This is a genomic window from Streptomyces sp. NPDC002676, assembly GCF_053592455.1.
Window position 1 is genome coordinate 627569 of record NZ_JBSFVT010000002.1, and the last position, 25798, is coordinate 653366.

Consider the following 25798-nt stretch of genomic DNA (forward strand, 5'->3'; position numbering starts at 1 on the left):
AAGTCGGCCTTTTCAGCGACTGAGACCAGTAACGATCACGCGGAAGGGGGCGGCCGTAGTCGCCGCGATTGCCGTATCCGGTCGGCAACGTGAACCCGGGCGGGAGCCTCCGGCGCGGAATGCGGAGAGCCGACGTTAGGTGCTAGATCAGCGTAGCCCTGAACCGACGGAGGGCAAGCCGAGCGGTTACCCGGAGATCGGTGAACGACACCTATTCGCATATCGAATTACTCGTTGACCTGTCCCGCATAACCTCAAGACCGTGTCCTCCGTGGTGGGGCGGACCAGTCGCATGCAGCAGATGGCGACTGCCAGGCCGAGAAAGACACCTCAGGCACTTGAGCCAACCCCCGCCCAGGAGCGGTTCCGGAAACCCGAACGAGAGCGGCCAACCGTACCAACCAGTCTCAGCACACCGCGCCACTCAACAGGACTTACACGATAAGCGCCACCACTGACACCCAAGTCTCCGGCGGCGAGCAGCAGCTGCCGTCTGCCGGTACGTCGCGCAGGTGTATACGGGCGGCGCCGTTACGGTCGGTTGGTCCTCTCTCTTTCGGTCCTGCTGGAGTCTGCATGTCTCCGCAGCCGGCGGCGCGGCAGACCCCGCGGCGGTTTCAGGAGGCGGTGTATGCGGGTGGGCCTGCATGCTCCGCGTATTACGTGGGGTGCTCACCCGGAGATCATCCGGGCGGTGGCGCAGGCCGCCGAGGCCCACGAGTCCCATCACCCTTCGGGGCCGGTCGTCGCAGGCCGACCACGTAGGTAGGTGCGAGTGCGCACAGCCCCAACACGCCCAGGGCGCCGATCACCTTGCTCCGTAAGACGTGGAAGGAGTCCACCGACCCGGACAAGGACGCCAAGCTGGACCGGATCGAGTACGCCCTCCACGAGCGCCCCGGCCGCACCTTCGCCTTCGACGAGTTCGGCCCACTCGGCATCCGCCCGACCGCCGGGGCCTGCTGGGCCGGCCAGGGCAAGTCCGACCAGCTCCCGGCCGCCTTCCACCGCACCCACGGAGTGCGCTACTTCCATGGCTGCTACTCGGTCGGCGACGACACGCTCTGGGGTGTCAACCGGCGCCGCAAGGCGCCGATCACAGTCTTGCCGCGCTCCAGAGCATCCGGGCGGCCAGGAACAAGGTCGAGCCCTGCTTCACGCCGACCAACGCGTCCTGGACCAACCCGATCGAGGCGCACTTCGGGCCGCTGCGGCAGTTCACCCTCGCCAACGCCAACCGTCCCAACCACACCGTCCAAACCCACGCGCTGCACCTCCACCTGCACTGGCGCAACCAGAACGCCCGCCACCCCGACGTCCTGGCCGCCCAGCACCGCCGCGCCGTGACCGTCGGCGATCTGACACGAGCGGCCTCGCCGCAGGAACAAGCCCCGTCAGGGCTTTTCGGGCTTGCGGGCCAGCAGGCAGGCGCGCGGTCTGTTCACCCGTCCGCCAGGCTCCTGCTCCAGCCTCGCGGTGACGACGAGTCCGGCCTGCTTCAGCAGGCCGATCATGCGGTCCAGGGGCAGGAGATACGACTCGTAGGACACCGGACGGCCATAGCCCTGGGTCGGCTGCAGCCGCTCATCGCCGACATAGTCTCCCCAGAGCAGGTAGCCGCCGGGCGCGAGCGTGCGGTGGAACTCGGCGAACACCGCCGGCAGCCACTGCGGGGGCGTGTGGTGGGTGGAGTACCAGGCCAGGATGCCGCCGAGCTCGTCGTCCCTCATCTCCAGCGCGGTCATCGAGCCCTCGGTGAACCGCAGGTCCGGATAGGCGTGCCGGGCCAGCCCGATCATCTTCGGCGACAGATCGACGCCGAAGGCGGACACCCCCAGCCCGGCCAGGTGCGCCGTCACGCGGCCGGGGCCGCATCCCAGGTCCGCGACCGGCCCCAGACCGGCCGTCCGCACGAGTTCGGCGAACCCCGCCAGCATCGCGCGTGACAGCGGGTCCATCGCGGCTGGAGGCGGGACGCGTTCGACGTAATCGGCGGCGACCGTGTCGTACGACTCGCGGACGGCGGTCAGAAAGGAGGGCTCAGCCATGCGGACGACCCTAGGCGAGAGAACTGACAGGCCGTGTCACGACCTTGAGTTGACCTGCGCGACGTCCACCGCCGTAGCGTCAGCTTCATCGGGCGCTCTCGGCGTTGGGCCAAGGGCAAGGAAGCCGCGCTGCTTCTCGGCGGATGAACCTACGCCGGGAGGTGGTTGGGTGTGGTGACGGGGCGGTCCGGTAGCCGTCCTGTCAGAACCAGACCGCCACTGAAAGGTTTCCTCCGATGTCACTGTTGCGTCTCGGTGTCTCCCTCCAGCCGCGTTGGCCGATCGACGACGGAACCGCCGCGCTCCGCGCCGCCTTGCATGCCGAGCAACTGGGCTTCGACCACGTAGCGGTCGGAAACCGCCTCCTGGACAGCGGATTCGGCCTCGACACCGACCCTCTCGTCCTGCTGTCGGCCGTCGCGGGTGTGACCACACGCCTGCGGTTGCTGACGTCCGTACTCGTCGCGCCGTACTATCCGGCGCTGGTGCTCGCCAACCAGGCGGCCACGCTGGACGTCGTGTCGGGCGGCCGTCTGATCCTGGGCATCGGTACCGGCTGGAACCCTGACGAGTTCGAAGCTGTCGGCGTACCCTCCCGAGAACGAGGCGCCCGCACCGACGACCATCTCGCGGCCGCCAGGGCCTTGTGGACGACGCGTCCGGCAGACTTCGACGGGCCGTTCACGAAACTCCGTGCCGCTCACCTGGGAGTACCTCCGGTCACCCGCGGAGGCCCGCCGGTGTGGGTTGGCGGTCACAGTGACGCCGCTCTGCGCCGCGCACTGCGGTTCGGCGACGGCTGGTACGGCACCGGCGTCGACGCTGCGGAGGTCGCCGACGTGCAGCGCCGCCTGCGCGAACTCGCCTCCACCACAGAGGAGGCCGACCGCATGACGCTCGCTTCGGCCGTGTTCCTCACGCCACCCGGAATACCTGCGGCTGTCTCGTCTCCGGGACAGCCACTCGGCGGCGTTTCGCCTACCGCAGCGAGCGTCGCTGACGCCCTCGGAAAGCTCGCAGAGGCAGGGCTCGCCGTCTGCACCCTATGGTTGCCCATTGCAGCTGAACATGTGGAGAAGGCGATGGAGTGGGTCGCGGCCGAGGTCGTACCGCAGCTCGCCTGATACAGGGAAGTCTCGCCAGTTGTACCTCGGAGACCAGGCCGACCTCCTCGCATCGTGACCGGTACGGACGTACGGACCAGGGCATTCGCCTGGCCTCCAACCCGGGCCGAAGGCGGTCCCGGGACAGGCACGACGAAGCTCCTGGTAGTCAACGGGTGGTCTTGGTCGTCACCCCGTCTGCCGGGAGCTTCGTCGCCGTGTACTGCTTGGGCGCCTCACCTTGGAGGCGGCCCCGTGCGCGAGCCGTCTCCCGTGGTCGGCAGGATCAGCAGGGGAAGGTGCCGCTGTAGAGAGCGTGTCCGTAGGAGGAGCTTCCGGAGCCGAAGCCGTAGATGCCGTCGTCGGTCCAGACCGCCTCGCGGAAGCCGTTGACGCAGGTCGACGTCGGCGCGATCGCGAAGCCCTCCAGGTTGTCGGTCGGCATGACGGCCGGGTTCGTGTAGGTCAGGTCCGCAACGATCGCGCCGTCGGCGTTGACCTTCATGAAGGTGTGCGTCTCGCCGCAGGTGTTGTCGCAGGTCGCGACGATGCGCTGGGTTCCGGCGTCGAACGTCACATCCATCACGGAGACCTTGCCGGTCGCGATCGTGCCGAACGTGGTGAACGTGCCGTCGGAGTTCAGGCCGTAGACATGCAGCGTGCCGTCCCACTCCAGGCCTGCGAAGAACAGGCCCGACCCGTGCAGCGGGTAGTCCGCAGGGTTGTAGGCGGCGCCGGTGAGCGGGTCGACCCAGCCGTTCGCGGTCAGCCAGCTGTCCGGTACGTAGCCGACGCCCTCGAAGCCCAGGTTGGCGTCGTCCTTGCTGCCGGTGTTGAGCTGCGGGAACTGCGAGGTCATGTCCCACTGGTGGATCGGCGTCAGCGTCGATCCGGTCGCGGCCGGGTCGAACTCCATGATCGTGTCCTTGGGGACCGTGTTGTTGGTGTTGTCACGCTCGGAGGTCACGTAGATGTGGCCGTTGGCGCCGACCGTCAGGCCCTCGGAGTCCGGCTGGCCGGTGCCGCCGGCGAAACGGATCTGCTTGCCGGTCGCGCTCCATGACGCGTCCGGGATCCACTTGCCGTTGCTCTTGACCAGCTTGTACAGCCAGTTCTTGTTCTTGGCGGCCCACAGCACCGACGGGTTCGCCGGGTCGAACGCCAGGCCGCTCAGGTCCCGGCCCTCGGGGCCGGTGGGCGTGGTGAACGCGCAGACGTTGTCGGCGATCGTGACGTCCAGCCCGCCCGGCCAGGCCAGGGTGCCCGCCGGGGTGGAACCCGTACCGGAGGGCGCTTCGGGGGTGCAGCCGCTGGTGAGCGCGCCGCCGCCACCCAGCAGCTGACCGCCACCGCCGCCGGTACCACCGCCACCGCCGCTGCCCGAGCAGGAGTTCGCGCTGCCGAGCGTCGCGGTCGTGGAGGTCTGGAACCAGCCGGTGCCGTTGGCGCAGCGCTCGTCCGACGGCTTGGCGCCAGCGGTCTCCCAGGTCACCGAGTCGACGGTGTTGCCGTTGCTGTCGAGGAGGAAGACCGAGTCGTTGTCGCCCAGACCGAGCGTGGAGTTGAACGTGACGTAGCCTCCCGCGGGGATGCTGGTCGCGCTCGGCGAGGAGGACGAGATCGAGACCGGGGAGTGGGTGGTGTCGTTGTCGACGTACTTCCACGACCCGATGCTGACCGCGCTCGTTCCGCCGTTGTACAGCTCCACGGTGTCCGCGCCGTCCGAGGTGACCTCGTTGATCCGCACCCGGCTCGCCGCCGGTGTCGACGACGGGCAGCCGGAGGCGTTCGAGGCGCCGAACGTGGACGCCGCGGTCGTGGTCACCCACCCCCCGGTGCCGTCGCCGCCGCAACGCGCCATCGCCGGCTTCGCCCCGTTGGTGGCCCACTCGACGCGGTCGACCACCGCGCCGCCGGCCGTGTAGATCACGAGCTTGTCCGAATCACCGAGCCCCTTGGGCGAGTTGAAGGTGACGAAGCCGCCTGCCGGGATCGTGCTGGAGGACGGGCTGAACGTCTGCGGCGAGAAGCTGTCGTCGGACATCTTCCAGCCACTGGTGCTCACTGCGATCGAGCCGGTGTTGTACAGCTCCACCGTGTCGCTGTTCGACGAGGTGACCTCGTTGATCCGAACATTCTGGTAGCCGGCCGGGTCTGCGGCAGCCGCAGGCTGAGCGGCAACCATCCCTGTCACGAGCAGTCCTGAAAGCGTCAAAGCCGCGGCGCATACTGAGGCGACGCCGGCACGCGAGTGTGAGGTAGACACGAGGCGGAACTCTGGCGACACGATCTGGAAACAGTGTGCATTCCAGCTGAATGCCGCCTGCTGGCCACCGGAACACCAGGCGCACATTGCCACCTTGCGATGCGACGGCACCGCCGAAAACGGTCGAACTCGCAGCCTGGAAGAAGACGACCGCAAGGAGCAACAGCCGAAGCAGGCCGACCATCGGGGATCGGAGTCCGGCAGCCGTGGCCGTCGGCCTGCCCGGGGTGCTTTGCGCGTTACAGTCCGGCCGCCTGGACCAGTGACGCCCGCTCGTCCTCGTCCAGGTGAAGGCCGGCCAGCAGTTCGTCGTCGGCACGCCTCAACCGGCACGGCATCCCGGTTCGCACCGCGCGCGACGCGGCGCCGGCCGCCCTCGCTGCCGATCTCCCCCAGCCCCGTCCTCGCCGACGTGACCGGGATGCACCGCCACACCGCTCTCCGCTGGGTCGCCTACGGCAAACGTGACTGGGCCGAGTACCTCGCTGCCCGAGCCGAGGACCGGAAAGAACCGCCCACGACTGGCGGTTGCTGACGACAGGACGCGATTCGTGCAGCCCCCGGTGCAGTCGATAGGGTGCCAGGTCACGATCGCACCGTGTTCGATCCACGGGCCGGTCAGGGCTCTGCCGCAGCTTGTGGCACCTCCACGGCTGCCTTGCCGACTCCTGCCTGCCCGGGCCCTGGGACACGGGGGCGATCTTGACGGCGGGGCAGTCGGGCCCCGTCGACGAGTCAGGAGGAACGAGTGGCACAGATCATCGCCGAGGTCTCACGGACGTTCAACGAATTTCTGCTCTTGCCGAACCGGACCCGGACCGATTGCTCGCCTGCGACGGTTGACCTGCGCACGCCCTTGGTGCGGCACTTCGCGGGCGAAGCATCGGCGATCGAGCTGCACTCCCCGTTCACGTCCGCGATCATGCAGGCTGTCAGCACACCCGATCTCGCGATCGCCCTCGCGCGCAACGGCGGTCTGAGCTTCCTGCACCACAACCAGTCGATCCAGGACCAGGCCGCCGCGGTCCGCCAGGTGAAGAACTTCAAGGCCGGATTCGTCACCAGCGACACGAACGTCCGCCCCGACGACAGCCTGAGCCTCCTGGCAGACGCCATGCGCCGCACCGGCCACAGCACCGCCGCAGTCACCCACGACGGGACCGCCACCGGCCGCCTCCTCGGACTGGTGACCTCCCGCGACTTCCACCCCCAACGCCACGACCTCGACGGACCGGTCAGCGGCCGGATGACCGCCATCGCCGATCTTCCCCATGCCGGACCCGACACCACGCTCTCCGAGGCCAACGCCCGGCTGTGGGACGAACGGCTCGACTGTCTCCCGGTGCTGGACGCCGAGGGCCACCTGCAGCATCTGGTGTTCCGATCCGACTACACCGACAACAAGCGCTTCCCGAACCAGGTCGTGGACGCCGCCAAGCGCCTGCGTGTGGGCGCGGGCGTCAACACTCATGACTACCAAGAGCGTGTCCCGGCGCTGCTGGAGGCAGGCGCGGACGTGCTGTGCTTCGACTCCTCCGACGGGTACAGCGACTGGCAGGCACAGGCACTGACCTGGGTGAAGAAGCACTATCCGGAGATCCCGGTCGGTGGCGGCAACGTGGTCGACGGCGAGGCGTTCACCTTCCTCGCCGAGGCGGGGGCGGACTTCGTCAAGGTCGGCGTGGGCGGCGGCTCCATCTGCATCACCCGCGACCAGAAGGGCATCGGCCGCGGGCAGGCCAGCGCAGTGCTCGACGTCGCTGCGGCTCGGGACGCCTTCCGCGAGCGCACCGGCGAGTACGTGCCGATCTGCTCCGACGGCGGGCTCGTGCACGACTACCACGTGGCCCTGGCTCTGGCGATGGGAGCCGACTTCGTCATGATGGGGCGTTATTTCGCGCGCTTCGACCAAGCAGCCGGCGCGAAGTTGCCCACTCGCGACGGCTTCGTCAAGGAGTACTGGGGCGAAGGATCGAACCGTGCCCGCAACTGGCAACGCTACGGCCAGGGAGGTCAGGGGCTGGTCTTCGAGGAAGGCGTCGACGGCTACGTCCCCTACGCCGGCGACCTCAACGAAGGGCTCGCACTGACCATCGCCAAGCTCAAGACCACGATGGTTTCCTGCGGTTCCACCACCCTGGCAGAGTTCCAGTCCACCGCCCGGCTCACTCTGGTCTCAGACCAGAGCTTCCAGGAGAGCCACGCCAACGTCACTCTGCGGGACGCCCCGCCGACACTCGCCTGAGAAGCTGCCAAGGGCCGCGGAGTACTGGCCGGAGGGTGAAGCAGAGCGGCATCTACCGCCTCAGCGGTGACGACAGCGCCGGGCAGGCCCGTGCCGTACGCCGGACCGGCCGGCAGCTGCATCCGCTGCCTGCGCCGGAGCTGCCGCCGGTGCCGCTGAAGGCGCGGGGTCGAGTGCGCTGAGCTGGGGCTTTCCAGTCCGGCGCGCACATAGCCGGGCGAGGTGAAATCCACCCCGCCCGGTTTGATCAGACCGCGTGAGCAAACCCCCTTCACGCCATCCGTTTCTCACTACCGCGTTCTCGAACTCGCGCCGCGAGTCGTCCGCGGATCGCCCTTCCCTCGGCGAGCGCGGAACCCCACCCTGATGCTGCTTCCTCCGGGCGTGCATCGCCCAGCCTCCACGCGTCCGACATCAAGGGGAGACCTCAGCGGGCGCGATCGCGGCCTGCATCGCCACTCCGTCGACGTAGGAGTGCTTTTCCTTCACCGCCCCGTTCTCGACCAGGACGAAGTCCGCGAGGTCGACGTCGAGTGCGGCGCCGGAGGCGGACTTCCCGGTCATCTTGAACTGGGCAACCCAGAAGTCCTCCCCGACACGCAGCGAGACAAGTTCGAACGTCAGGTCAGGGACGAGCTCGAACGTGCCGGCCGCCGCCTGACGGACGGCTGCCCGCCCGCACGCCGGGGGCTGACCCGAGTGCAGATGGAACACCGAGTCGACCGTGTGGAGTTCGGCGATCCGATCGGGGTCGCGAGCCTCCCAACAAGCGTGGTAGCGCTCGAACAGGTCGCGGGTGGTAGCGGTCATTGCCTGCCCTCCAGTCCGTAGAAAATCAGCTTTGTTGCATGCAACGTCCCGACCGGTCCTAGGTCAAGGGTCCTCCGCGGCATGTGGCGTGATCTGTGGGTTGCGCGTCGTTGACGCCTTTCGCGCAGGTCAGGCAGCCTGCTGCCATGCGTCGGGTGGTGTTCGTCGTGTACGAGGGGTTCCAGGCAGTCGATCTGGTGGGCCCGCATTCGGTGTTCCATTACGCACAGCAAGCGGTCGGTGGCTACGACTGCCAGGTGGTGGCGCCCCACGCCGGTCCGGTCCGGTCCTCCAGCGGCCTGCCGATGTTCGCCGCACACGGGATCGGCGACCTCACCCCCAAAGGGCTGGACACCCTCGTCGTGGTGGGCGGACCAGGCGTGAACGACGCGCGCCGCGACCCCGGACTGGTCGCGTGGATCGCCGCCGCAGCGGCCGGTGCGCGGCGGGTCGCGTCGGTGTGCAGCGGGGTGCTCCTCCTCGCCGCGACCGGATTCCTCGTCGGACGACGGGTTACCACGCACTGGGCTCGTGAACGGCAACTCGCCGATGAGCACCCCGAGCTGACGGTGGACTGCGACCCGATCTTCATCAGGGACGGTCGGGTGTGGACCTCGGCCGGGGTCAGCGCCGGCATGGACCTCGCGCTCGCCCTGGTGGAGGACGACCACGGCCCGGAGATCGCGCTGGCTGCCGCGCGCGAGATGGTCCTGTACCTGCGGCGGCCGGGTAACCAGTCCCAGTTCAGCGTTCCGCTGTGGTCGGCGCAGCCGACCAGCGACCCGATCCGCAAAGCCGTGCGGGCGGTCCAGGACAACCCCGGCGGCAGGCACACCATCGCAGCACTGGCCGACTGCGCCGGCCTGAGCCCACGTCACCTTCAGCGTCGCTTCACCGCGGAGATCGGCGTGGGGCCGGCGGCCTACGTCGAACGCGTTCGGGTGGAGGCGGCCCGGCGGGCGCTCACCGAGGCCGACGAGCCAGTGGCCGCACTCGCCCGCCGCCTCGGCTTCGGCACCGCCGAGACCTTGCGCCGCACCTTCCACCGCCGCGTCGGGATCGCCCCCGCCGAATACCGCGACCGCTTCGGCTCGGCCGAAGCGCGAGACGTCGCCCCCGGCCGGGAGACCGACGGCGAACGGGTCTGAGGGCGACCGGAGCCGGCCCGGGGCACTCGGGCCCGGAACAGTCTTGAATTCCCACACAGCCTTGGGAGGTTGACATGGAAGCACGACTCGTGACGGTGGTCACGGGTGGAAGTCGCGGGATCGGCGCAGCTGTCTGCGCCCGCCTTGCGAACGAGGGACACGACATCGTCCTCGGCTACCGCTCCGACAGCTCCGCGGCGAAGTCGGTCGCCGAACTGGTCCGACAGGCCGGCCGCAGGTGCGTCACCGTCCGTGCGGACACCGCCGACGAAGCGGACGTCGATGGACTCTTCGACCGTGCCGCCGACCTCGGTCCCGTCACCGCGCTCGTGAACAATGCCGGTACCAGCGGGCCGAACGGCCGGCTGACCGACGCCGACGCCGCGGGTATCCGCAGGGCACTCGACGTCAACGTCCTCGGATACCTCCTCTGTGCCCGGCGCGCCATCCAGGAGATGGCCGGCCACGGCGGCGGAGCGATCGTCAACATCTCCTCGGCCGCAGCCACGCTCGGCAGCCCGGGACAGTACGTCCACTACGCCGCCGCCAAGGCTGCCGTAGACGCGATGACGGTGGGGCTGTCGAAGGAGGTAGCCGCGCAGGACATCCGCGTCAACTGCGTTGCCCCCGGCACCATCTGGACCGACTTCCATCAGGACCCCGAACGGCCCCGGAAGGTCGCCTCCGCCATCCCCCTGGGCCGTGCCGGACAGCCCGAAGAGATCGCCGCCGCCGTCTCCTGGCTGCTTTCCGCCGATGCGTCGTACGCGACTGGAGCGATCCTCCGGGTGGCCGGGGGACAGTAGCCCAGGCCTGCGGCGCGGTCCCCGTGCTCGCGCCTGCGCCGGTAGTGGGCGTCGGCGCCGGGCGAGGCCTTCAGGGCCGCGAAGGCCCATTGATGGCCGGCGTCGGCCAGGCCGTTGTTCTTGATGAAGTGGCGGCCGACGAACCGTTTCTTGCCCGAGGCAGGGTGATGGGAGCCGAGCCCGCGTAGGCCTTCAGCGCGCGGGCGTCGGCGAACCGCCCGCGGTCGTCGCCGGTCTCGGCGAGCACCGGGCGCCGAGCTGGACGCCCATGCCGGGGAAGCTGAGCATGATGTCAGCGTCCGGGTGCTGAAGAAACGACGCCTCCACCGGTTGCGCGTGGTCGTCCACGGCCCGGCAGGCGGCGTCCAACCGGCCGATCAGGGCCAGCAGCTGCGAGCCCATGGCCCGCACCTGCGGAAGGGTCAGCCGGGCCGCCGCCCCCAGGCGGGCATGCCACGGGATTCCAGCGCCACCACGGCCCGGGGGGCCGGATCGCTGAGGCCGCGGGGGCGAACAAGCGGCTGATCTACGCCTGCTTCGGCGACAAGGAGCAGTTGTCCGACGAGGTGCTGCAACGGGCCATTGCCGACGCGCAAGGCGTGGACACCGAGGCGGTCGGGCGGACCTCGTCACCGGAGCGGCTGGGCGAGCACCGCGCTGTGGTCGTCGAGGCCGCGTACCGGATCAGCGAGCCGAAGACGTGTCGTCCCAGTTGAGCGGGCGGGGACATGGGAGCCCCCGCCCGCGGAGGATCACGGTGCGTCGACGCGGCCGTACTTCGGGACGGTCACCGTGCGGGCGCCCGGCTTACCGCCGAGGATCACCTTGCGATAGGTGACGTTGTTGGCCGTGCTCTGTTCCGTGAGTCGGTGATCGGGGTTGGCGAAGACCTGGATGTAGTAGGTGCCGTTCGGCAGGCCGGTGATGTCGAAGGACTGTCCGGGCCGCTCCTGGGAGTACGTGTCGCCGTTGCCGATGTCCAGAGCCTCGCGGACGGAGACGGAGGACTCCTCACCGCAGGCGGTGGCGAGGTCGGTGTTGTACGGGCGCCAGTTGGCGTTCTTCACCGTGTAGTCGATGGCGTCGGTGTTGGCGAGGCAGAAGGCTTCTTTGCCGCTGCGGACGATCTCCTTCTTGTCCGCGCCGAGCAGCCGGTAGCTGGCGAAGTCGCTGAAGTGCCAGTGCTGGTGGCCCACCCGCGGGTCCCACTCCATGGTGCCGGTGGGCGTGTATCCGACCTGCTTGCCCTTGGCGTCGAAGAAGTACTGGTAGGCGTCCATCATCTTTGCGCCGGGGCGGCGGAACCCGTCCACGACCAGCGGTGAGGAGCCGCCGTTCCAGACGGTCGCGCTGAAGGCGAGGTAGTCCTTGGCCGGGGCGGCGCCTTCCCCGTCCCCGTGGTTGACGGTGATGCCGTACGCGGGCAGGGCGCGCAGGTCCGGCTTGGGCGCGTCAGCGGGGACGCCCGCTCGGCCCGCCGAAGGCTTCGCGGCCGGCCTCAGGCTCTTCCCCTTGGCCTTGAGCAGGCCCTCACCGCCGCCGGGATTCTGCTCGCGGACCTTCACCTTGATGGTCCGTGTCTGGTACGGCATGCCGAACAAGTCCCGGTACTTCTTCGCCACGGAGACGTTTGCGGTGTAGACGCCGGGCTTCAGGTCTACCGAGGCGTTCGGTCCGTAGCCCGGTGACGTGGCCGCCGCCCAGCCCTTGTCGACGCCCCATACGGAGCCGAGCGCGAACGGGTTGTCGGAGCAGCTGCCGGGGTACTTCGAGGTGGCCGGAGCGTCCGGCCGTATCCGCCCCGCCTGGTTGTTCGGGCAGAAGGTCTGCGAGGTGTCGGCCACCTTTCGGCCCGACTGGTCGCTGATGCTGATCTTGAGAAAGCCGGGCAGCCCCGATAAGTCCTTCACCAGGTCCTTGGGCAGGGACTTGGTCACGGTCCTGCCGCCTGAGCGAATGATCTGCGAGGCGACGACGGGGTCGTTGTAGGACTTGCGCGTCACCCGCAGTTCGAGGGGTGCGTCGTCGACGGTGACGTAGGTGCCGAGGTCGAGGTAGACCCCCGGCTCACCTCTCCAGCGGTCCACGGTCACCGTGTCCGACGCGGCAATGAGCCTCAGCTTTGGGGTGCCCGTCGGCGTTGCCGCTCCAGCAGCGGGCGCCGCCAGTGTTCCGGCAGCACCGACGGTGAGGGCCGCGGTGGCGATGAACGCCGCGCGTCCGAGGGTATGGCGGTGGTGTCTGGTCATCGGTTCCTTCTCGCGTGCGTCGTCCGGTGGCTGCCGATCCCCCTGGCAGCCGTCGGAGGTCACATGTGTGTCACTTGTGAAAAGGGTGAGAAGGGCGCGTTGGTTGCCTCGCACTCGGCAAGTCATCGCGCGATGAGGCGAGTTGACGGGTTCTCACCGCAGCGGAGTAGCGGCACGGCCGACGCAGCCTCACTGCGGAGGAGTGCCCGTCAGTGCTTCGTCAGGTTCTGGTGGCGCCTGGCCGGTTCGGTGCCGGCGCACCGTATTTCAGAGGCACTTTCTTGGTGAGTGTGCTTTCTTGGTCCCGCGCCGGACCTCCTGGCAACTCACCCACCTTTCGAGGGGACACCCCCATGAACTCCGCTCACGGCCCCCGCATCGCGGTCGTCGGCGCCGGACTCGGCGGCCTTGCCTTGGCTCGCGTCCTGCAGCTCCATGGCCGCTCCGTCACCGTCTTCGAGTGTGAGGCTGCCACCGGCGCCCGCCCCCAGGGCGGCAGCCTCGACATACGTGACGACACCGGTCAGATCGCTCTGCGCGCGGCGGGCCTGCTCGACCGGTTCCGCGCCCTGTCCCGCCCCGAAGGCCAGGAGTGGCGCGTGGTCGACCCCGTCACCGCCACCACCCTGCCCGTCCCGGGGCCCGGCCACGACGACGACAGCCCGGAGATCGATCGCGGCCAGCTGCGCAGCCTGTTCCTGGAATCCCTCGCCGAGGGCACCGTCCGGTGGGGCCGCACTGTCACCGAGGCCGCCCCGCTCGGGGACGGCTCCTGGCGCCTGCTCCTCGACGATGGCACCGCCGAGGACGCCGACCTGGTGGTCGGCGCCGACGGCGCCTGGTCGCGCATCCGCCCAGCCCTGTCGGACGCGACACCCGGCTACACCGGTGTCACCTTCATCGAGACCGGTTTCGACGACTGCGACACCCGCCATCCCGCCCTCGCACGCATGGTCGGCAACGGCACCCTGCTGGCGGCGGCCGACGGCAAGGCTCTGCTCGCCCAACGCAACAGCAACGGCCACATCCGCGTCTACGTCGCCTTCCGCGCCCCATATGACTGGCACGTGGCCGCCGACGTGGAACTCGACGACACGGCGGCCGTGCGCGCACACCTGCTGAAGATGTTCGACGGCTGGGACGAGAACCTGCTCCACCTCCTGCGGCACCCCGACGGCGGGTTCGTCAACCGGCCCGTGTTCGTGCTGCCCGCCCCGCACACCTGGGAACACGTCCCTGGCATCACCCTGCTGGGCGACGCCGCGCACCTGATGCCCCCCGTCGGGCTCGGTGCCAACCTCGCCATGCTCGACGGCACCGACCTCGCCCACGCCCTCATCACCGAATCCAGCATCGACGACGCCGTCCGCGCCTACGAGAACCTCATGCTGCCGCGCTCGGCCCAGGCCGCCCAGGACTGCGCCGAGGCGCTCGACAACCTCATTCCCCCGACGGACTCCTGAGCAAGCGCCACCACCACACCTCGTCTGAAATGCCGGGCAGAGGTGCGGCGAGCATCCCCAGGACCAGGCCGTGGGCGGGTGAGGTGGCCGGCGAGCGCGGTGAGTTCGGCGCGAGGGCGAGCGGGACCGGGGTGCCGGGGTGCCACGGCTCGGCCCGCGCGGCGTGGGCGGGGGTGCCGCTGGATGTCGTCGGCGTAGAGGCCAACCAGCAGGGATCCGTGTGCATTCCGTCCTCCGGGCCCGCAATGCGCCTCGGACTTGGGCGGGTTCAGCTCTGGGCCGTGGGCCGGACGACGATCTCGTTCACGTCGACGGTCGCCGGCTGCTCGATGGCGAACGCGATGGCCTGGGCGATCGCCTCAGGCGGTATCGCGATCCGGTCCCGCATGGCCGTGATCTCCGCCCGGACCTGCGGATTCGTTGATGCTTCGGCGAAGTCGGTCCCGACCGCGCCGGGCGAGACGGTGGTTACCCGCAGACAGTCACCGGCTTCCTGGCGCAGGCCCTCGCAGATGGCCCGGACCGCGAACTTCGTACCGGCGTAGACCGCCATGGTCGGCACGATGCGAAATGCGGCCGTGGAGGCGATGGTGATGAACTGGCCCGTGCTCTGGGCCCGGAAGATCGGCAGCGCGGCGCCGATTCCGTGCAGCACGCCCTTGATGTTGACATCGACCATCTGGTCCCACTCGTCCACCCGCAGATCGTCGAGGGGCGAGATCGTGCCGGCCCCGGCGTTGCTGACCAGCACGTCGAGCCGGCCGAATCGCTCGCCGGCCAGGGCGACCAGGGCGTGCAGGTCGTCCCGTCGGGTCACGTCCGTACGGATCTGTACGGCCGCGCCGCCGGACTTCTCGATCCGCGCCACCAGCTCCGCGAGGCGCTCGGACCGGCGCGCACCCAGGACGAGCCGTGCGCCTCGCGCGGCGAGCAGCAGTGCGGTCGCCTCGCCGATGCCGCTGCCGGCTCCCGTGATCGCCACGACCTTGCCGTCGATTCCCGACATGATGTCTTCCTCTTCCTTCTCAGTACTGGTTCCCGGTGATCGCCTGAACGCGTCCGCGCACCGGGGCCGCCCGGCGCCGGGATGACCGGCCGCAGGCCACCGGTGAGAGCCGCACCTCCCGCTCGGGCTTCAGTCTGCGATGGCTTTAGCCTGGTATCCAGAGCGTGTTTATTCTGGAACCAGGAGTGCCATCCGTCATGCCGCAACAGCCGGACCAACGCCGTGAGCTGGGCTCTTTCCTCCGCAGCCGCAGGGAGCGGATCACCCCTGACAAGGTCGGACTGCCACACACCGGCCGACGCCGGACCCCGGGCCTGCGCCGGGAGGAACTCGCGCTGCTCGCCGGGATCAGCGCGACCTGGTACACGTACCTCGAGCAGGGCCGGGACATCCGCGCCTCGGACCAGGTGCTCGACGCCCTCGCCTCGGTGCTGCGGCTCGACCGGCACGAGCGCGGTCACCTCTTCCGGCTGGCCGGACACGCGCCTGCGGCCGAACCCGAAGAAGCTGAGCCGCTCGCGGCCGAGGTGGCGGCCGTCCCGCTCCTGCTCCAGCCGCACCCGTCGTACATCATCGGCGGCAACTACGACGTGCTGAGCCACAACCAGGCGGCCGACGAGCTGTTCCCGCACCTCACCGCGGCAGCAGACCGGCCGGCGAACTTCGCCCGCTGGGTCTTCCTCGAACCTGCGGCCCGGGACGTTCTGGTCGACTGGGAGCCCGAGGCGCGCGGTCTGCTTGCCCGGCTGCGGGCGCTGGCCGGACGCCACCCGGGCGACGTCCGGTACACCCGGCTGATCGACGAGCTGAACGCGGGCAGCCCGGAAGTGCGTGCCTGGTGGCCGCAGTACGACGTGCAAGCCCGGCACGGCGGACGGAAGCGGCTACGGAGCCCGGGACGCGGGGTGGTCGATTTCGCTTACACCGCGTTCCACCTGGCCGAACAGCCGGAGCAGACACTGGTGATCTACTCCGACGGCCGCGAATCCGCCGCTTGAGCTCTGTCGACCATCCCGCACGGCGTGGTGTCCGGGTCAGCGTCCGTGCGGGCGGCAGGCGTCGTGGGTGTCCACGGGGGCGCCGCCGCCCTCGGTGCCCCCTCCGGGTATGTGGATCGTGTTGCCGACGGCGGCAGCGGCGGTGCCGCGGCGGGGCACCGGCATGGGCGCGAGGATCTGCCAGCGGTCGCGCGTGATGTCGTATGCCTCGGTGTCGGGGAAAACGCCGTGGGATCCGGGTGCCGGATTTCCTTCACCGCCGAAGGTGTAGATCGTCGTGCCGATGGCCGCCGCCGCGATGCCGCCGCGGGCCGTCGGCATGGGGGCACGCCGGCCCCACCGACGGGTGCGCAGGTCGAGGGCGCAGACCTCGCCCCGTACATGGGCCTGCCCCCGGTCACGGCCACCGACGACGTAAAGGCCGCCTGCCGTGAGTGGTCAACCGGGCATCACGGCGGGACACGAAGACTTCCGCGCGGTGCAGTCCTGAACAGCTCCACCACACCGGAGGTCTTCGACATGTTCAAGCCCGGCCGGCGTCAACAGCGCTCGTAGTCAATGCACGAGCCGCGTCCTCAGAGGTTGGTACGTCAGACCATCCCGTCGATGAACATGAAAGCGGCCACTGCCAGCAGCCCCAGGGCAAAGGCCCGCTGCAGTGTCCTGCCCCTCACCTTCGACGCCAGGCGCCTGCCGTCCCACGCTCCCAGGATCGCGGCGCCGGCGAAGGGGGCGACGACCGCCCAGTCGAGCCGGCTCGCAGTGCCACCACGCAGTCCGAGTGCCGCGAGCGAGTTGGCGGTGATGACCAGGAGGCTGGTGCCCACCGCCTCGCGCATGCGGAGGCCGAGTACACCCACGAGAGCCGGCACGGCGAGGAAGCCACCGCCGACTCCGAGGAGACCGGTCACCGCGCCGAGTCCGGCGCCTGCCGCTGCCGCGTGCCCGGGTCTGATCCTCCGGATGGCATCGTCCTCTTCCCTGGACCTCAGCATGCGCACCGCCGCGACTGCCGCGACCATCGCGAAGGCCGCCGACAGGGCGCCCGCAGGAAGGTTGGCGGCGAGCGCGGAGCCGAGCATCGCCGGGCCGATCCCGGCTGCGGCGAAGAGCAGTCCCGCGCCCCAACGGACGTGTCCGTCACGGGCGTGGGCGGTCAGGGCGGTTGCCGAGGTGAGGGCCACGATGACCAGTCCGGCGGTGGTCGCCGCGACCGGGGTGAAGCCGAGCAGGTAGATCAGGGCGGGAACGGCCAGGACGCTGCCACCGCCCCCGAGCGCGCCGAGGGCCAGCCCGATCAGCGCGCCGGCCACAAGGGCGAGGATCAGGGCACTCACGCGACCGTACCGGGCAGGTCCTGCGAGTCCACCACGGGCAGCCCGGCCCCCGCCCACGCGCGCATGCCTCCGATCACATCCACAGCCTCGACGCCTTTGTCCGTGAGCAGTTCGGCGGCCTGCCGGGACCGGTTGCCCGAGCGGCAGATGACGACCAGGCGTCGTCCTTGGGCCTCGGAAGGCAGTGGCATGCCTTCGAAGAGTTCGGTGAGGGAGCGGTGTACGGCTCCGGGCGCGTGACCCGCGTTCCATTCGTCGAGCTCCCGGACGTCCAGCAGAACGGACGCTGCGCCCTCAGGTCCGTGCCCGGTACGTTCGGCCGCTTCCTCCACGGCGATCCGGCCTATGCCGGACTGGGAAGTCTCCATGCGTGATCCTCGCCTTGTGCAGTAGTGGGTGGGTCCGGCCCAGGTGGGCTCAGGCGGTACGGAGGGTGAGTCCGGCCTTGTCGGCGGCGGAGAAGGAGTCGTCCAGCGCGACGACATCACGGCCTGCCGCGTCCAACAGCGAGGCGGCGATGGCGGCGCGCATGCCACCCGCGCAGTGCACCCACACCTCACCGGGCGGCACCGCGTCGAGGCGGCGGTGCAGGGTGTGCAGCGGAATGTGGACCGAATCCTCGATGTAGCCGGCAGCCCGCTCGGAGGCACGCCGGACGTCCAGCACGACCACGTCCTCCGCCGGGTGTCGCCCGGCCAGGTCGGCGAAGGTCGCGCGAGGGAAGGAGGCCAGGGCCTCGCTCCCGGCCGTCCAGGCCGACGGTCCGCCGGTGGCTGCGGCGGCCGGGCGATCGATGCCGACGCGCACCAACTCTCGCTGTGCGTAAGCCAGTTGCTCCGTCGACTCGGCGAGCAGCGTCACCGGCTTGCCCCAGGGAATCAACCAGGCCAGGTAGGTGGCGAGTTGCCCGTCGGCCTCGAAGTTGTAGGTGCCGGCGACGTGCCCTTCGGCGAACGCGATCCGGTTGCGCAGGTCGACCACCCACTCCCCGGCGGCCAGTCGCGCCGCGAGCTCCTCGGCGTCGGCCACTGCGGGCGCCGTGAGGTCGACCGGAGCGGGTCCGGCGGAGTTGGCGGGCCCCATGTGTGCGTAGTACGCGGGGATGTCGTCGAGTCCCGCGAGCATCCGGGTGATGAAGGTGTCGACGTCCTGCGTGAGCGCTTCGTTCGACGCCTTCTCCTTGCCGATGGTGGTCTCGTTCCCCTCGGCCTGGCCCGCGGAGCAGAAGCTGCCGAATCCGTGCGTGGGCAACACCGCGGCGGCGTCGGGCAGTTCCGCGGCAAGACGGTGCGCAGATGCGTGCTGAGCCCGGGCGAGGCGCTCTGTCAGGCGGGGCTCGACCAGGTCGGGACGGCCGACGGTGCCGATCAGCAGAGAGCCTCCCGTGAACACCGCGACCACCGTCCCGTGCTGCTGAAGGGCGTATGCGGTGTGGTGCGGGGTGTGACCGGGTGTCGCCAGCGCCTGCAGGGCGAGCCCGGCGTCGATGGTCGTGCGGTCCCCGTCGTGCACGGGTATTCGCTCGAAGGACACGGTGGCCCCGGCGGGTACGAGGTAGGCGGCGCCGGTGAAACGAGCGAGTTCCAGGCCACCGGTGACGTAGTCGTTGTGGATGTGGGTCTCGACGACATGTGAGATCCGCACGCCCCTGCGCGCCGCGGCTTCCAGCACACGGTCGGCGTCACGCGGCGGGTCGACGGCCACGGCCGAGCGCTCGCCGCCCGCCAGGTAGCTACGGTTGCCGAGCCCAGCGACCTCGATCGTGTCGACGAAGAACATTTCAGACACTCCCCCCAGCGCCACATACCCGTAGGGGCATATGGTGCGAGCACGAACATTCAGCCAATTCGGGAACGGTTTCAGCTAATTCGGGAACAAGAGGCCTGCTGAAGGCCCCCTCACCGCACCGGATCGAACCGCCGTGCGCTCCGACGCGAGCGCGTGAACCGGCTCCCCGCCGGGTCGAGGCGATAGCCGGCACGGGCGTCGAACTGCGCCACGACACTGAAGCGATCGCCACGGATGAGAGTGGTGCGCCACTCGACAGTGCGGCCGTGCGCGCGGCCGACCCGCTCGATGGAGAACGCCGCCACGCCCTCTGGGAGGCCAAGCAGTCTTTGTTCTGCGGCAGTTGGAATGACCGCCTGGATGCGTTCCTCTCCGCCCACAAGACGGATACCGCACCGATCGGCGAGCTCGTCGTAGAGCGCCGTGTGACTGAAGTCGGCGTCGAGCAGCGCCCGGGCGTCCGAGGCCAGAAGCCACACCTTGTCGTGGGCCAGCGGTTCTCCATCGGCCAGGCGGATGCGTTCCAGGTACAGAAGCGGCGTCGACTCCTCCATGCCCAGACGCACCGCTACGTGCGCGTCGGCGCGGATGTCGAGACTGCGGACGACGCTGCGCTGTTCGAGACCAGCCGCCTCGACGGAGGCGAACAGACTGTAGAGCGCGCCGACGGGCTGCTCGATGACAGCCTCGCCCACCGGTCGCGGCCGTCGGCCTTTCGCCGCCGTGACCAGACCTTCCTCCCGCAGCCCGCGCAGCGCCGCACGGATGGTGTGCCGGCTGACTCCGTACCGGGCGGCCAGCTCGTTCTCGCCGGGGAAGGAGTCGACGAACTCGCCTCGCTCCAACCGGGCCCTGAGGTCGTCGCGCACATGACGCCACAGCGGAGTCCCGCCCCGGCCTGCCTGGGAACGCGCGCCCCGGCCAGCCGAGGGAGTGGGTTCCTCACCCATGATTCTCATCCTTGTGTACGTACATTCGAAAAGATAATGTACGTACATTAGCCGGGACGGCCGCGAGGGGGAAGGCGTACATGACCACAGACGCTCATCACAAGGTCCTCATCGTGGGCGGAGGAGCCGCCGGAGTCAGCGTCGCGGCCCGCCTGCTGCGCCACGGCATCCGCGACATCGGGCTCGTCGAGCCCTCTGACACGCACTACTACCAACCGCTGTGGACACTCGTCGGCGGCGGCCGGGCCACAGCCCGGGCAAGCGCCCGCCCCCAGCGGTCCGTCTTACCGAAGGGTGTCTCCTGGATCCGCAGCCGCGTGGAGACCGTGGACCCCGAGGGGCGGACGGTCGGTACGGCCGACGGGAGGACCGTCGGCTACGACCGGCTCGTCGTCTGCCCCGGCATCCAACTCGACTGGGACCGGGTGCCCGGCATGGCGCAGGCTGTCGCCGCACCGCACACCTCCAGCAACTACGCCTACGAACTGGCGCCCAAGACCTGGGACCTGATCCGCTCCATGCGCTCGGGGACAGCCGTCTTCACCATGCCGTCGGGCCCGATCAAGTGTGGTGGAGCTCCCCAGAAGATCGCGTATCTCGCCGCGGACCACTGGCGCGAGCAGGGTGTCCTGAAGGACATACGAGTGGTCCTCGTGCTGCCCACGCCGGGCATGTTCGGGGTTCCGGTGTTCGCCAAGGAACTGGAACGGGTCGTGGCCCGCTACGGCATCGAGGTGCACAAGAACAGCGAGCTGGCCGAGGTGGACCCGGACGGCCGCAACGCCATCGTCGTCGACCACAAATCCGGGAGCAAGGACACCATCCGCTTCGACATGCTGCACGTCGTGCCGCCCCAGTCGGCACCCGACTGGCTCAAGGCGAGTCCGCTGGCCGATCGCGCGGACCCCGGCGGCTACGTGGAGATCGACAAGCACACCATGCGTCATGTGCGTTACCCCGACATCTTCGCCCTCGGCGACGCCGGCTCGTCACCCAACTCCAAGACCGGAGCCGCGATCCGCAAACAGGCACCGGTCGTCGCCCGCAACGTGAGCGCCGGCCTCGCCGGTGCCGAGCCACTGCCCGCCTCGTACGACGGATACTCCTCCTGCCCGATCACCACCTCTCGGCACACCATGCTGCTCGCCGAGTTCGACTACACCCTGCGACACCGTCCCACCTTCCCCCTCATCGACGCGACCCACGAACGCCGCGACATGTGGTACCTCAAGCGCTACGGCCTGCCGTTCCTCTACTGGAACCTCATGCTCCGCGGACGCGCCTGAAACCCGGCGCAGGCCCGAGCCCCGCACCGGCCGCGCACCGTCGTCCGGACCGGGGGCCGAAGGGCCCCCGGCCGGGCCCGAGTGGCCCTTGGTGCCCGGTGCCGGGCGCGCCACGCTGGGTGCAGAAGACGTGAAGGGAGCCGGTGCGATGACCTCCACCACCACGATGAGCGCCGCTCTTGAGCCCGTGCACCGCGAACGCCTGACGCGGATGGCCCGTGAGGTCTCCTTCGAGGCCGGGGCCCGCCTGTTCGAGGAGGGCCGGCGCGCCGACCGCTTCTGGATCGTGCGCACCGGCACCGTCGCCCTCGACCTGCACGTGCCCGGCCGGCGGCCCGCCGTCATCGAGACCCTTGGTCACGGTGAGCTGATCGGCTGGTCCTGGCACTTCGAGCCGTACCTGTGGCAGTTGGGCGCCGAGGCGACGACCCCGGTACGGGCCTGGGAGTTCGACGCCGGGGACGTGCGGGCGTTGTGCGCCGAGGACACCGAGTTCGGCCGGGCGATCGCCGTCTGGGTCGGGCGCGTGGTCGCCCAGCGGCTGCACGCCTCCCGGATCCGGCTGCTCGACCTCTACGCCCCCTACGGCAGCGGTGGCCAGATGTGACCGGAGGTCCTGTGAGGAGTACCGCATGGACAGCAGCCCGCACCGGGTGAGTGACGTGATGACGCGAGCTGTCGTCGCCGTGGGCCGCAAGGCCCTGTTCAAGGACGTCGTCGAGCGCATGGATGAGTGGAAGGTCAGCGCGCTTCCCGTGCTGGAGGGCGACGGCCGGGTGGTCGGCGTGGTGTCCGAGGCCGATCTGCTGCCCAAGGAGGAGTTCCGGGACAGCGATCCGGACCGGTTCACCCAGCGGCGCCGGCTGTCCGACCTGGCCAAGGCCGGGGCCTTGACCGCCGAGGAACTGATGAGCACTCCGGCTGTCACCGTCCACCCCGACGCCACCCTCGCCGAAGCCGCGCGCATCATGGCGCTGTGTCACGTCAAGCGGCTGCCCGTCGTCAACGCCGAGGGCCTGCTCGAGGGCGTGGTCAGCCGCGGGGACCTGCTGAAGGTGTTCCTGCGCCCGGACGACGACCTCGCCGACGAGATCCGGCGCGACATCGTCGACCCCCTCTTCCCGGCCCCGGTCGAGCCCGTTCACATCGTGGTCACCGACGGCGTCGCGACCCTGACGGGACGGGTGGCGGACGCCGACCGCATTCCTCTCGCCGCACGGCTCGTGCGCGGTGTCGAGGGTGTCGTGAGCGTGGACTGCCGCCTCACCGCGGCCGGCACGGAGTGAAACCGCGGGAGGGCGGCAACTGCAAGGGCCGGCCCGGCCGTCGGTGTTGAGCCGATGGCCGGGGAGGTGTCCGCGGCATCGTCGCCGCTCCCTCTCGCGGGTCCGAGGTTCTGCGTCACGGCGTGTGGGCCCGGTCCGCGTCCGGAAAGTCGGGGTCGAGGTTCGGACGGCGGGGCGGTCCGGCCAGGGCGCAGTGGACGTCCACCACGCCCGCCACGGCCCGTGCGAGGCGCGCCGCGACCGGGACCAGAGCGGTCTCGTGGACCCCGCCGGCCAGCGTGACGACACCGTCGCGCACCTCCACGACGACGGTGGTGGTGGTGTGCGTGCCGAAGAGAGGCACGACGACCTCGCGCCGGACCTCCTCGGCGATGTCCTCGTCGTCCCGCAGGAAGACCTTCAGCAGGTCGGAGCGGCTGACGATGCCCTGCAGAGTGCCGTCACGGCCGACGACCGGCAGCCGCTTGACGCCGGCGCGGGCCATGATGCGTGCGGCGTGGGCGAGTGTCGCGTCGGACGCCACGGTGACGGCCGGCGTGGTCATCAGCTCGGCGGCGGTCACGGCGTCCGCCTTGCGGGCCCCGGCGAGGTACTGCGCCTGCCCGCTTCGGCCGGTGTCTGCGGCGCGGTACTCCTCCTTGGGCAGCAGATCGGCCTCGGATACGACGCCGACGACGCGTCCCGCGTCGTCCAGCACCGGGAGGGCGCTGACCCGCCACTCGCGCATGGCCTTCACTATGTCCTTGAAGGACGCCCCGGCTCGCAGGGCGACCACCCGGTGGGTCATCACGTCGTTCACGAGGGCCGGGGTGCTGTTCATGGCGTCCTCCAGAGGCTCGGGTCCCGCCTTCCGACATCTTCAGGCTGCGGCTTCGGACCCGGTCGTGCATGGGCCGAGTGGGCCCGATCCCCTGCCCGGGAGGCCTCGGAGGCCCAGGAGGCCTATTCGGCGGGCAGCGGGACGCGCCAGTCGAGTACGGCGCCGCCGCCCTCGGGGCTGGTCACCTCGAGCCGCCCGCAGAGCTTTTCCGCCCGCTCGGCCATGTTGAGCAGTCCGCTGCGCCGGCCACCGGGCGGGATGCCCACGCCGCCGTCCGAGACCTGCAGGCGCACCTCGCGGCCGTCGGTCGTCAGGACCACCTGGGCCCGGTCGGCATGAGCGTGCCGGGCGATGTTGGTGAGGGCCTCGGTCAGCACGGCCACGATGTCGTCGGCGATCCCGGGCGGCACATCGGTGTCGACCAGGCCCTCCATGCGCACGCTGGGCGCGAAGCCCAGCACGGGGGCGGCCTCACCGACCGCACGGACGACCCTCGCCCGCAGTCCGCTTGCGGCAGTGCCCTCCCGTGCCCGCAGTCCGAAGATCGTCGACCTGATGATCTTGATGGTCTCGTCGAGGTCGTCCACGGCCCGCAGCACGCGCTCGGAGGCCTCCGGGTGTTCGATGAACCGGCCCGCGCTCTGCAGGGTCATCCCGGTGGCGAACAGCCGCTGGATCGCCAGGTCGTGCAGGTCCCGGGCGATGCGGTCGCGGTCCTCCAGCAGCGCGATCTGCTGAGCGTCCTGCCGCCGCTCGGCCAGCTCCATCGCGATGGCGGCCTGGGCGGCGAAGCCCTGCAGCATCTCGGTCTCCTTGTGGAGGAAGACCGGCCGGCCGGCTTCCCGGGCCACCAGGACCACCCCTCGAACGCCGCCCGCACCCGTGCCGATCGGGACGGCCACGGCGGGGCCGAGCCCGACGAAGCGCGGTGGCTGAGGGGAGATCCGAGGGTCGCGGATGACGTCGTCACTGGTGACCGGGGAAGCGGCGGTGTACGCCAGCCCCATCAGGCTTTCGTCCATGGGCAGCACCAGTCCGCGGTGTGCCTCGGCGCCCACTCCGACGGCGATCTGCACGTTGAGCGACTTCGTGCCCTCCATCGGCATGGCGACCGCGGCCAGGGCCGAGCCGGAGATCTCCCGGGCATGCTCGGCGATCAGCCCCAAGGACTCGGCGCGGTCGCTGCCGGACATCAGGCTGTGGCCGATCTCCGCGTTCGCCCGCAGCCAGCGCTCCCGCAACCGGGAGTCCTCGTACAGGCGGGCGTTGTCGATGGCCACGCCGGCGGCCACGGCCAGCGTGGAGAGCACCGACTCGTCCTCCTCGTCGAACTCCAGCCCGCCGCGTTTCTCGGTCAGGTACAGGTTGCCGAAGACCTGGTCGCGGACCCGGATCGGGACACCGAGGAAGCTGTTCATCGGCGGGTGGTGCGGCGGGAAGCCGTACGAGGCCGGGTGCTGTGAGATCTTCGCGAGCCTGAGCGGCTGCGGGTGCCGGATCAGCTCGCCGAGGATCCCGTGGCCTTCCGGATAGGGGCCGATCGCGGAGATCTGTTCCTCGGTGACGCCCACCGTGTGGAAGGCGGACAGCCGGCTGCCGTCCGGTCCGATGACGCCGAGGGCGGCGTACTCGGCGTCCACGAGCGCCGCAGCCGCCTCGACGATGGCGTGCAGGGCCTGCTCCAGGTCCAGTTCCCGGCCGACGGAGAGGACCGCCTCCAGCAGACTGTGCACGCGATTCTGCGTGCCGCGGGCCGCGTCGATCCGGGCCTGCAGCTCCTCCAGCAGCTCGTCGAGCTTCAGCTGTGGCAGTCGTACGCGGGGCTCCTCGGGGCCTGTCACCCCATCCCTCCTGCTCCCGTAGGCGTGCGGACCCGGTACCCACGGGCCACCTCCACGGTATCCGTCCCGGGCGCAGGACTGTACCTCGCAGCGGCAACCGGCCTCTCCGACGCCGGTGACGCCGGTGACGCCGGTGAGCGGGCCCGAGGACGACCGGCCCTCGATCGAGGGCCGAACGGCACTGGAGAGGCCCGGAGGCCATGGGCGACAGTGCAATCAGGAGCGGCACCGATCCCCCGCGGTGTCGCTCCACCGACGAGGCGCCACAGCCCGCACCCGGGCTTGGAGCCACCGAATCCGCCGTCTCCACCGATTCCGCCGTTTCCGCCGTTTCCGCCGAGCGCAGAG

23 protein-coding genes and 2 pseudogenes are annotated in these 25798 nt (G+C 70.0%); 12 read left to right on the forward strand and 13 right to left on the reverse strand.

The annotated features are described in order from the left end of the window. Positions 1–798: 798 nt before the first annotated feature. A pseudogene (locus ACWD3E_RS09940) lies at positions 799–1352 on the forward strand (IS630 family transposase); the annotation flags it as partial. 42 nt (positions 1353–1394) lie between these two features. On the opposite strand, the gene ACWD3E_RS09945 reads toward ACWD3E_RS09940, so the two are convergent. Next, positions 1395–2048, reverse strand: coding sequence for a class I SAM-dependent methyltransferase (locus ACWD3E_RS09945; RefSeq protein ID WP_451387033.1), 654 nt, complete (start codon positions 2046–2048; stop codon positions 1395–1397). A gap of 236 nt (positions 2049–2284) precedes the next feature. Here ACWD3E_RS09945 and ACWD3E_RS09950 point away from each other — a divergent pair, with 236 nt between their 5' ends. After that, on the forward strand, positions 2285–3172 hold the full coding sequence (locus ACWD3E_RS09950) for a TIGR03619 family F420-dependent LLM class oxidoreductase (protein WP_451387034.1): 888 nt from the start codon (positions 2285–2287) through the stop codon (positions 3170–3172). A 265-nt stretch (positions 3173–3437) separates the two neighbouring features. On the opposite strand, the gene ACWD3E_RS09955 is transcribed toward ACWD3E_RS09950, so the two are convergent. Continuing rightward, complete coding sequence (locus tag ACWD3E_RS09955) at positions 3438–5336, reverse strand: lamin tail domain-containing protein (RefSeq protein WP_451387131.1); 1899 nt, start codon at positions 5334–5336, stop codon at positions 3438–3440. Between the two features lie 829 nt (positions 5337–6165). On the opposite strand from ACWD3E_RS09955, the gene ACWD3E_RS09960 reads away from it, so the two are divergent. Beyond that, positions 6166–7662, forward strand: coding sequence for an IMP dehydrogenase (locus ACWD3E_RS09960; protein ID WP_451387035.1), 1497 nt, complete (start codon positions 6166–6168; stop codon positions 7660–7662). 35 nt (positions 7663–7697) lie between these two features. Next, complete coding sequence (locus tag ACWD3E_RS09965) at positions 7698–7844, forward strand: hypothetical protein (RefSeq protein WP_451387036.1); 147 nt, start codon at positions 7698–7700, stop codon at positions 7842–7844. A 232-nt stretch (positions 7845–8076) separates the two neighbouring features. On the opposite strand, the gene ACWD3E_RS09970 is transcribed toward ACWD3E_RS09965, so the two are convergent. Next, positions 8077–8472, reverse strand: a complete 396-nt coding sequence (locus tag ACWD3E_RS09970) for a nuclear transport factor 2 family protein (protein WP_451387037.1) — start codon at positions 8470–8472, stop codon at positions 8077–8079. 146 nt (positions 8473–8618) lie between these two features. Here ACWD3E_RS09970 and ACWD3E_RS09975 point away from each other — a divergent pair, with 146 nt between their 5' ends. Beyond that, positions 8619–9620, forward strand: coding sequence for a GlxA family transcriptional regulator (locus tag ACWD3E_RS09975; protein WP_451387038.1), 1002 nt, complete (start codon positions 8619–8621; stop codon positions 9618–9620). 74 nt (positions 9621–9694) lie between these two features. Then, positions 9695–10426: an SDR family oxidoreductase gene (locus tag ACWD3E_RS09980; RefSeq protein ID WP_451387039.1), complete on the forward strand. Its 732-nt coding sequence runs from the start codon at positions 9695–9697 to the stop codon at positions 10424–10426. A gap of 17 nt (positions 10427–10443) precedes the next feature. Here ACWD3E_RS09980 and ACWD3E_RS09985 read toward each other — a convergent pair. After that, a pseudogene (locus tag ACWD3E_RS09985) lies at positions 10444–10846 on the reverse strand (transposase); the annotation flags it as partial. A gap of 134 nt (positions 10847–10980) precedes the next feature. On the opposite strand from ACWD3E_RS09985, the gene ACWD3E_RS09990 reads away from it, so the two are divergent. Then, positions 10981–11142, forward strand: coding sequence for a hypothetical protein (locus ACWD3E_RS09990; protein WP_451387138.1), 162 nt, complete (start codon positions 10981–10983; stop codon positions 11140–11142). A gap of 36 nt (positions 11143–11178) precedes the next feature. On the opposite strand, the gene ACWD3E_RS09995 is transcribed toward ACWD3E_RS09990, so the two are convergent. Next, a complete protein-coding gene (locus ACWD3E_RS09995) occupies positions 11179–12675 on the reverse strand; it encodes a lysyl oxidase family protein (protein ID WP_451387040.1) in 1497 nt (498 codons plus the stop codon). 353 nt (positions 12676–13028) lie between these two features. Here ACWD3E_RS09995 and ACWD3E_RS10000 point away from each other — a divergent pair, with 353 nt between their 5' ends. Next, positions 13029–14138, forward strand: a complete 1110-nt coding sequence (locus tag ACWD3E_RS10000) for an FAD-dependent oxidoreductase (RefSeq protein WP_451387041.1) — start codon at positions 13029–13031, stop codon at positions 14136–14138. 268 nt (positions 14139–14406) lie between these two features. On the opposite strand, the gene ACWD3E_RS10005 is transcribed toward ACWD3E_RS10000, so the two are convergent. Next, positions 14407–15144 carry an SDR family oxidoreductase gene (locus ACWD3E_RS10005; protein ID WP_451387042.1) on the reverse strand — a complete coding sequence of 246 codons (738 nt, stop codon included), beginning with the start codon at positions 15142–15144 and terminating at the stop codon, positions 14407–14409. 197 nt (positions 15145–15341) lie between these two features. Here ACWD3E_RS10005 and ACWD3E_RS10010 point away from each other — a divergent pair, with 197 nt between their 5' ends. Continuing rightward, a complete protein-coding gene (locus tag ACWD3E_RS10010) occupies positions 15342–16142 on the forward strand; it encodes a helix-turn-helix transcriptional regulator (RefSeq protein WP_451387043.1) in 801 nt (266 codons plus the stop codon). A gap of 36 nt (positions 16143–16178) precedes the next feature. Here ACWD3E_RS10010 and ACWD3E_RS10015 read toward each other — a convergent pair whose 3' ends face one another. The 5 genes from ACWD3E_RS10015 to ACWD3E_RS10035 all read right to left on the reverse strand — a co-directional run bounded on the left by ACWD3E_RS10015 (position 16179) and on the right by ACWD3E_RS10035 (position 20136). Beyond that, positions 16179–16463, reverse strand: a complete 285-nt coding sequence (locus ACWD3E_RS10015; protein WP_451387044.1) for a kelch repeat-containing protein — start codon at positions 16461–16463, stop codon at positions 16179–16181. Between the two features lie 269 nt (positions 16464–16732). Beyond that, complete coding sequence (locus ACWD3E_RS10020; RefSeq protein ID WP_451387045.1) at positions 16733–17479, reverse strand: sulfite exporter TauE/SafE family protein; 747 nt, start codon at positions 17477–17479, stop codon at positions 16733–16735. Further along, the gene (locus ACWD3E_RS10025) at positions 17476–17847 is read right to left on the reverse strand and encodes a rhodanese-like domain-containing protein (RefSeq protein ID WP_451387046.1); all 372 of its coding nucleotides are present in this window, start codon (positions 17845–17847) and stop codon (positions 17476–17478) included. The genes ACWD3E_RS10020 and ACWD3E_RS10025 overlap by 4 nt, the downstream gene beginning before the upstream one ends. A gap of 49 nt (positions 17848–17896) precedes the next feature. Next, positions 17897–19258 carry a rhodanese-like domain-containing protein gene (locus ACWD3E_RS10030; protein WP_451387047.1) on the reverse strand — a complete coding sequence of 454 codons (1362 nt, stop codon included), beginning with the start codon at positions 19256–19258 and terminating at the stop codon, positions 17897–17899. Between the two features lie 119 nt (positions 19259–19377). Further along, complete coding sequence (locus ACWD3E_RS10035; protein WP_451387048.1) at positions 19378–20136, reverse strand: GntR family transcriptional regulator; 759 nt, start codon at positions 20134–20136, stop codon at positions 19378–19380. A 161-nt stretch (positions 20137–20297) separates the two neighbouring features. On the opposite strand from ACWD3E_RS10035, the gene ACWD3E_RS10040 reads away from it, so the two are divergent. From ACWD3E_RS10040 to ACWD3E_RS10050, 3 genes are all read left to right on the forward strand, one after another. Beyond that, positions 20298–21503, forward strand: coding sequence for an FAD-dependent oxidoreductase (locus tag ACWD3E_RS10040; protein WP_451387049.1), 1206 nt, complete (start codon positions 20298–20300; stop codon positions 21501–21503). Positions 21504–21651: 148 nt separating this feature from the next. Then, complete coding sequence (locus tag ACWD3E_RS10045) at positions 21652–22110, forward strand: cyclic nucleotide-binding domain-containing protein (RefSeq protein WP_451387050.1); 459 nt, start codon at positions 21652–21654, stop codon at positions 22108–22110. Between the two features lie 25 nt (positions 22111–22135). Next, entirely contained in the window at positions 22136–22789 is a 654-nt protein-coding gene (locus ACWD3E_RS10050) for a CBS domain-containing protein (protein WP_451387051.1), read from the forward strand. 115 nt (positions 22790–22904) lie between these two features. Here the strand turns inward: ACWD3E_RS10050 and ACWD3E_RS10055 are convergent, their stop codons facing one another. Next, on the reverse strand, positions 22905–23609 hold the full coding sequence (locus ACWD3E_RS10055) for a CBS domain-containing protein (protein ID WP_451387052.1): 705 nt from the start codon (positions 23607–23609) through the stop codon (positions 22905–22907). Between the two features lie 122 nt (positions 23610–23731). Beyond that, positions 23732–25450 (reverse strand): sensor histidine kinase, encoded by a 1719-nt coding sequence (locus ACWD3E_RS10060; protein WP_451387053.1) that lies wholly within the window; start codon positions 25448–25450, stop codon positions 23732–23734. Between the last annotated feature and the right edge of the window lie 348 nt (positions 25451–25798).

Bases quoted from the DNA above. Each gene is read 5' to 3' on its own strand.
- ACWD3E_RS09970 (WP_451387037.1), bottom strand. From the start codon at position 8,472: ATGACCGCTACCACCCGCGACCTGTTCGAGCGCTACCACGCTTGTTGG.
- ACWD3E_RS10050 (WP_451387051.1), top strand. From the start codon at position 22,136: ATGGACAGCAGCCCGCACCGGGTGAGTGACGTGATGACGCGAGCTGTC.
- ACWD3E_RS10055 (WP_451387052.1), bottom strand. From the start codon at position 23,609: ATGAACAGCACCCCGGCCCTCGTGAACGACGTGATGACCCACCGGGTG.
- ACWD3E_RS10030 (WP_451387047.1), bottom strand. From the start codon at position 19,258: ATGTTCTTCGTCGACACGATCGAGGTCGCTGGGCTCGGCAACCGTAGC.
- ACWD3E_RS10045 (WP_451387050.1), top strand. From the start codon at position 21,652: ATGACCTCCACCACCACGATGAGCGCCGCTCTTGAGCCCGTGCACCGC.
- ACWD3E_RS09975 (WP_451387038.1), top strand. From the start codon at position 8,619: ATGCGTCGGGTGGTGTTCGTCGTGTACGAGGGGTTCCAGGCAGTCGAT.
- ACWD3E_RS09995 (WP_451387040.1), bottom strand. From the start codon at position 12,675: ATGACCAGACACCACCGCCATACCCTCGGACGCGCGGCGTTCATCGCC.
- ACWD3E_RS09945 (WP_451387033.1), bottom strand. From the start codon at position 2,048: ATGGCTGAGCCCTCCTTTCTGACCGCCGTCCGCGAGTCGTACGACACG.
- ACWD3E_RS09980 (WP_451387039.1), top strand. From the start codon at position 9,695: ATGGAAGCACGACTCGTGACGGTGGTCACGGGTGGAAGTCGCGGGATC.
- ACWD3E_RS10040 (WP_451387049.1), top strand. From the start codon at position 20,298: ATGACCACAGACGCTCATCACAAGGTCCTCATCGTGGGCGGAGGAGCC.
- ACWD3E_RS10005 (WP_451387042.1), bottom strand. From the start codon at position 15,144: ATGTCGGGAATCGACGGCAAGGTCGTGGCGATCACGGGAGCCGGCAGC.
- ACWD3E_RS10010 (WP_451387043.1), top strand. From the start codon at position 15,342: ATGCCGCAACAGCCGGACCAACGCCGTGAGCTGGGCTCTTTCCTCCGC.
- ACWD3E_RS09955 (WP_451387131.1), bottom strand. From the start codon at position 5,336: ATGGTTGCCGCTCAGCCTGCGGCTGCCGCAGACCCGGCCGGCTACCAG.
- ACWD3E_RS09950 (WP_451387034.1), top strand. From the start codon at position 2,285: ATGTCACTGTTGCGTCTCGGTGTCTCCCTCCAGCCGCGTTGGCCGATC.
- ACWD3E_RS10025 (WP_451387046.1), bottom strand. From the start codon at position 17,847: ATGGAGACTTCCCAGTCCGGCATAGGCCGGATCGCCGTGGAGGAAGCG.
- ACWD3E_RS10015 (WP_451387044.1), bottom strand. From the start codon at position 16,463: ATGCCGACGGCCCGCGGCGGCATCGCGGCGGCGGCCATCGGCACGACG.
- ACWD3E_RS10000 (WP_451387041.1), top strand. From the start codon at position 13,029: ATGAACTCCGCTCACGGCCCCCGCATCGCGGTCGTCGGCGCCGGACTC.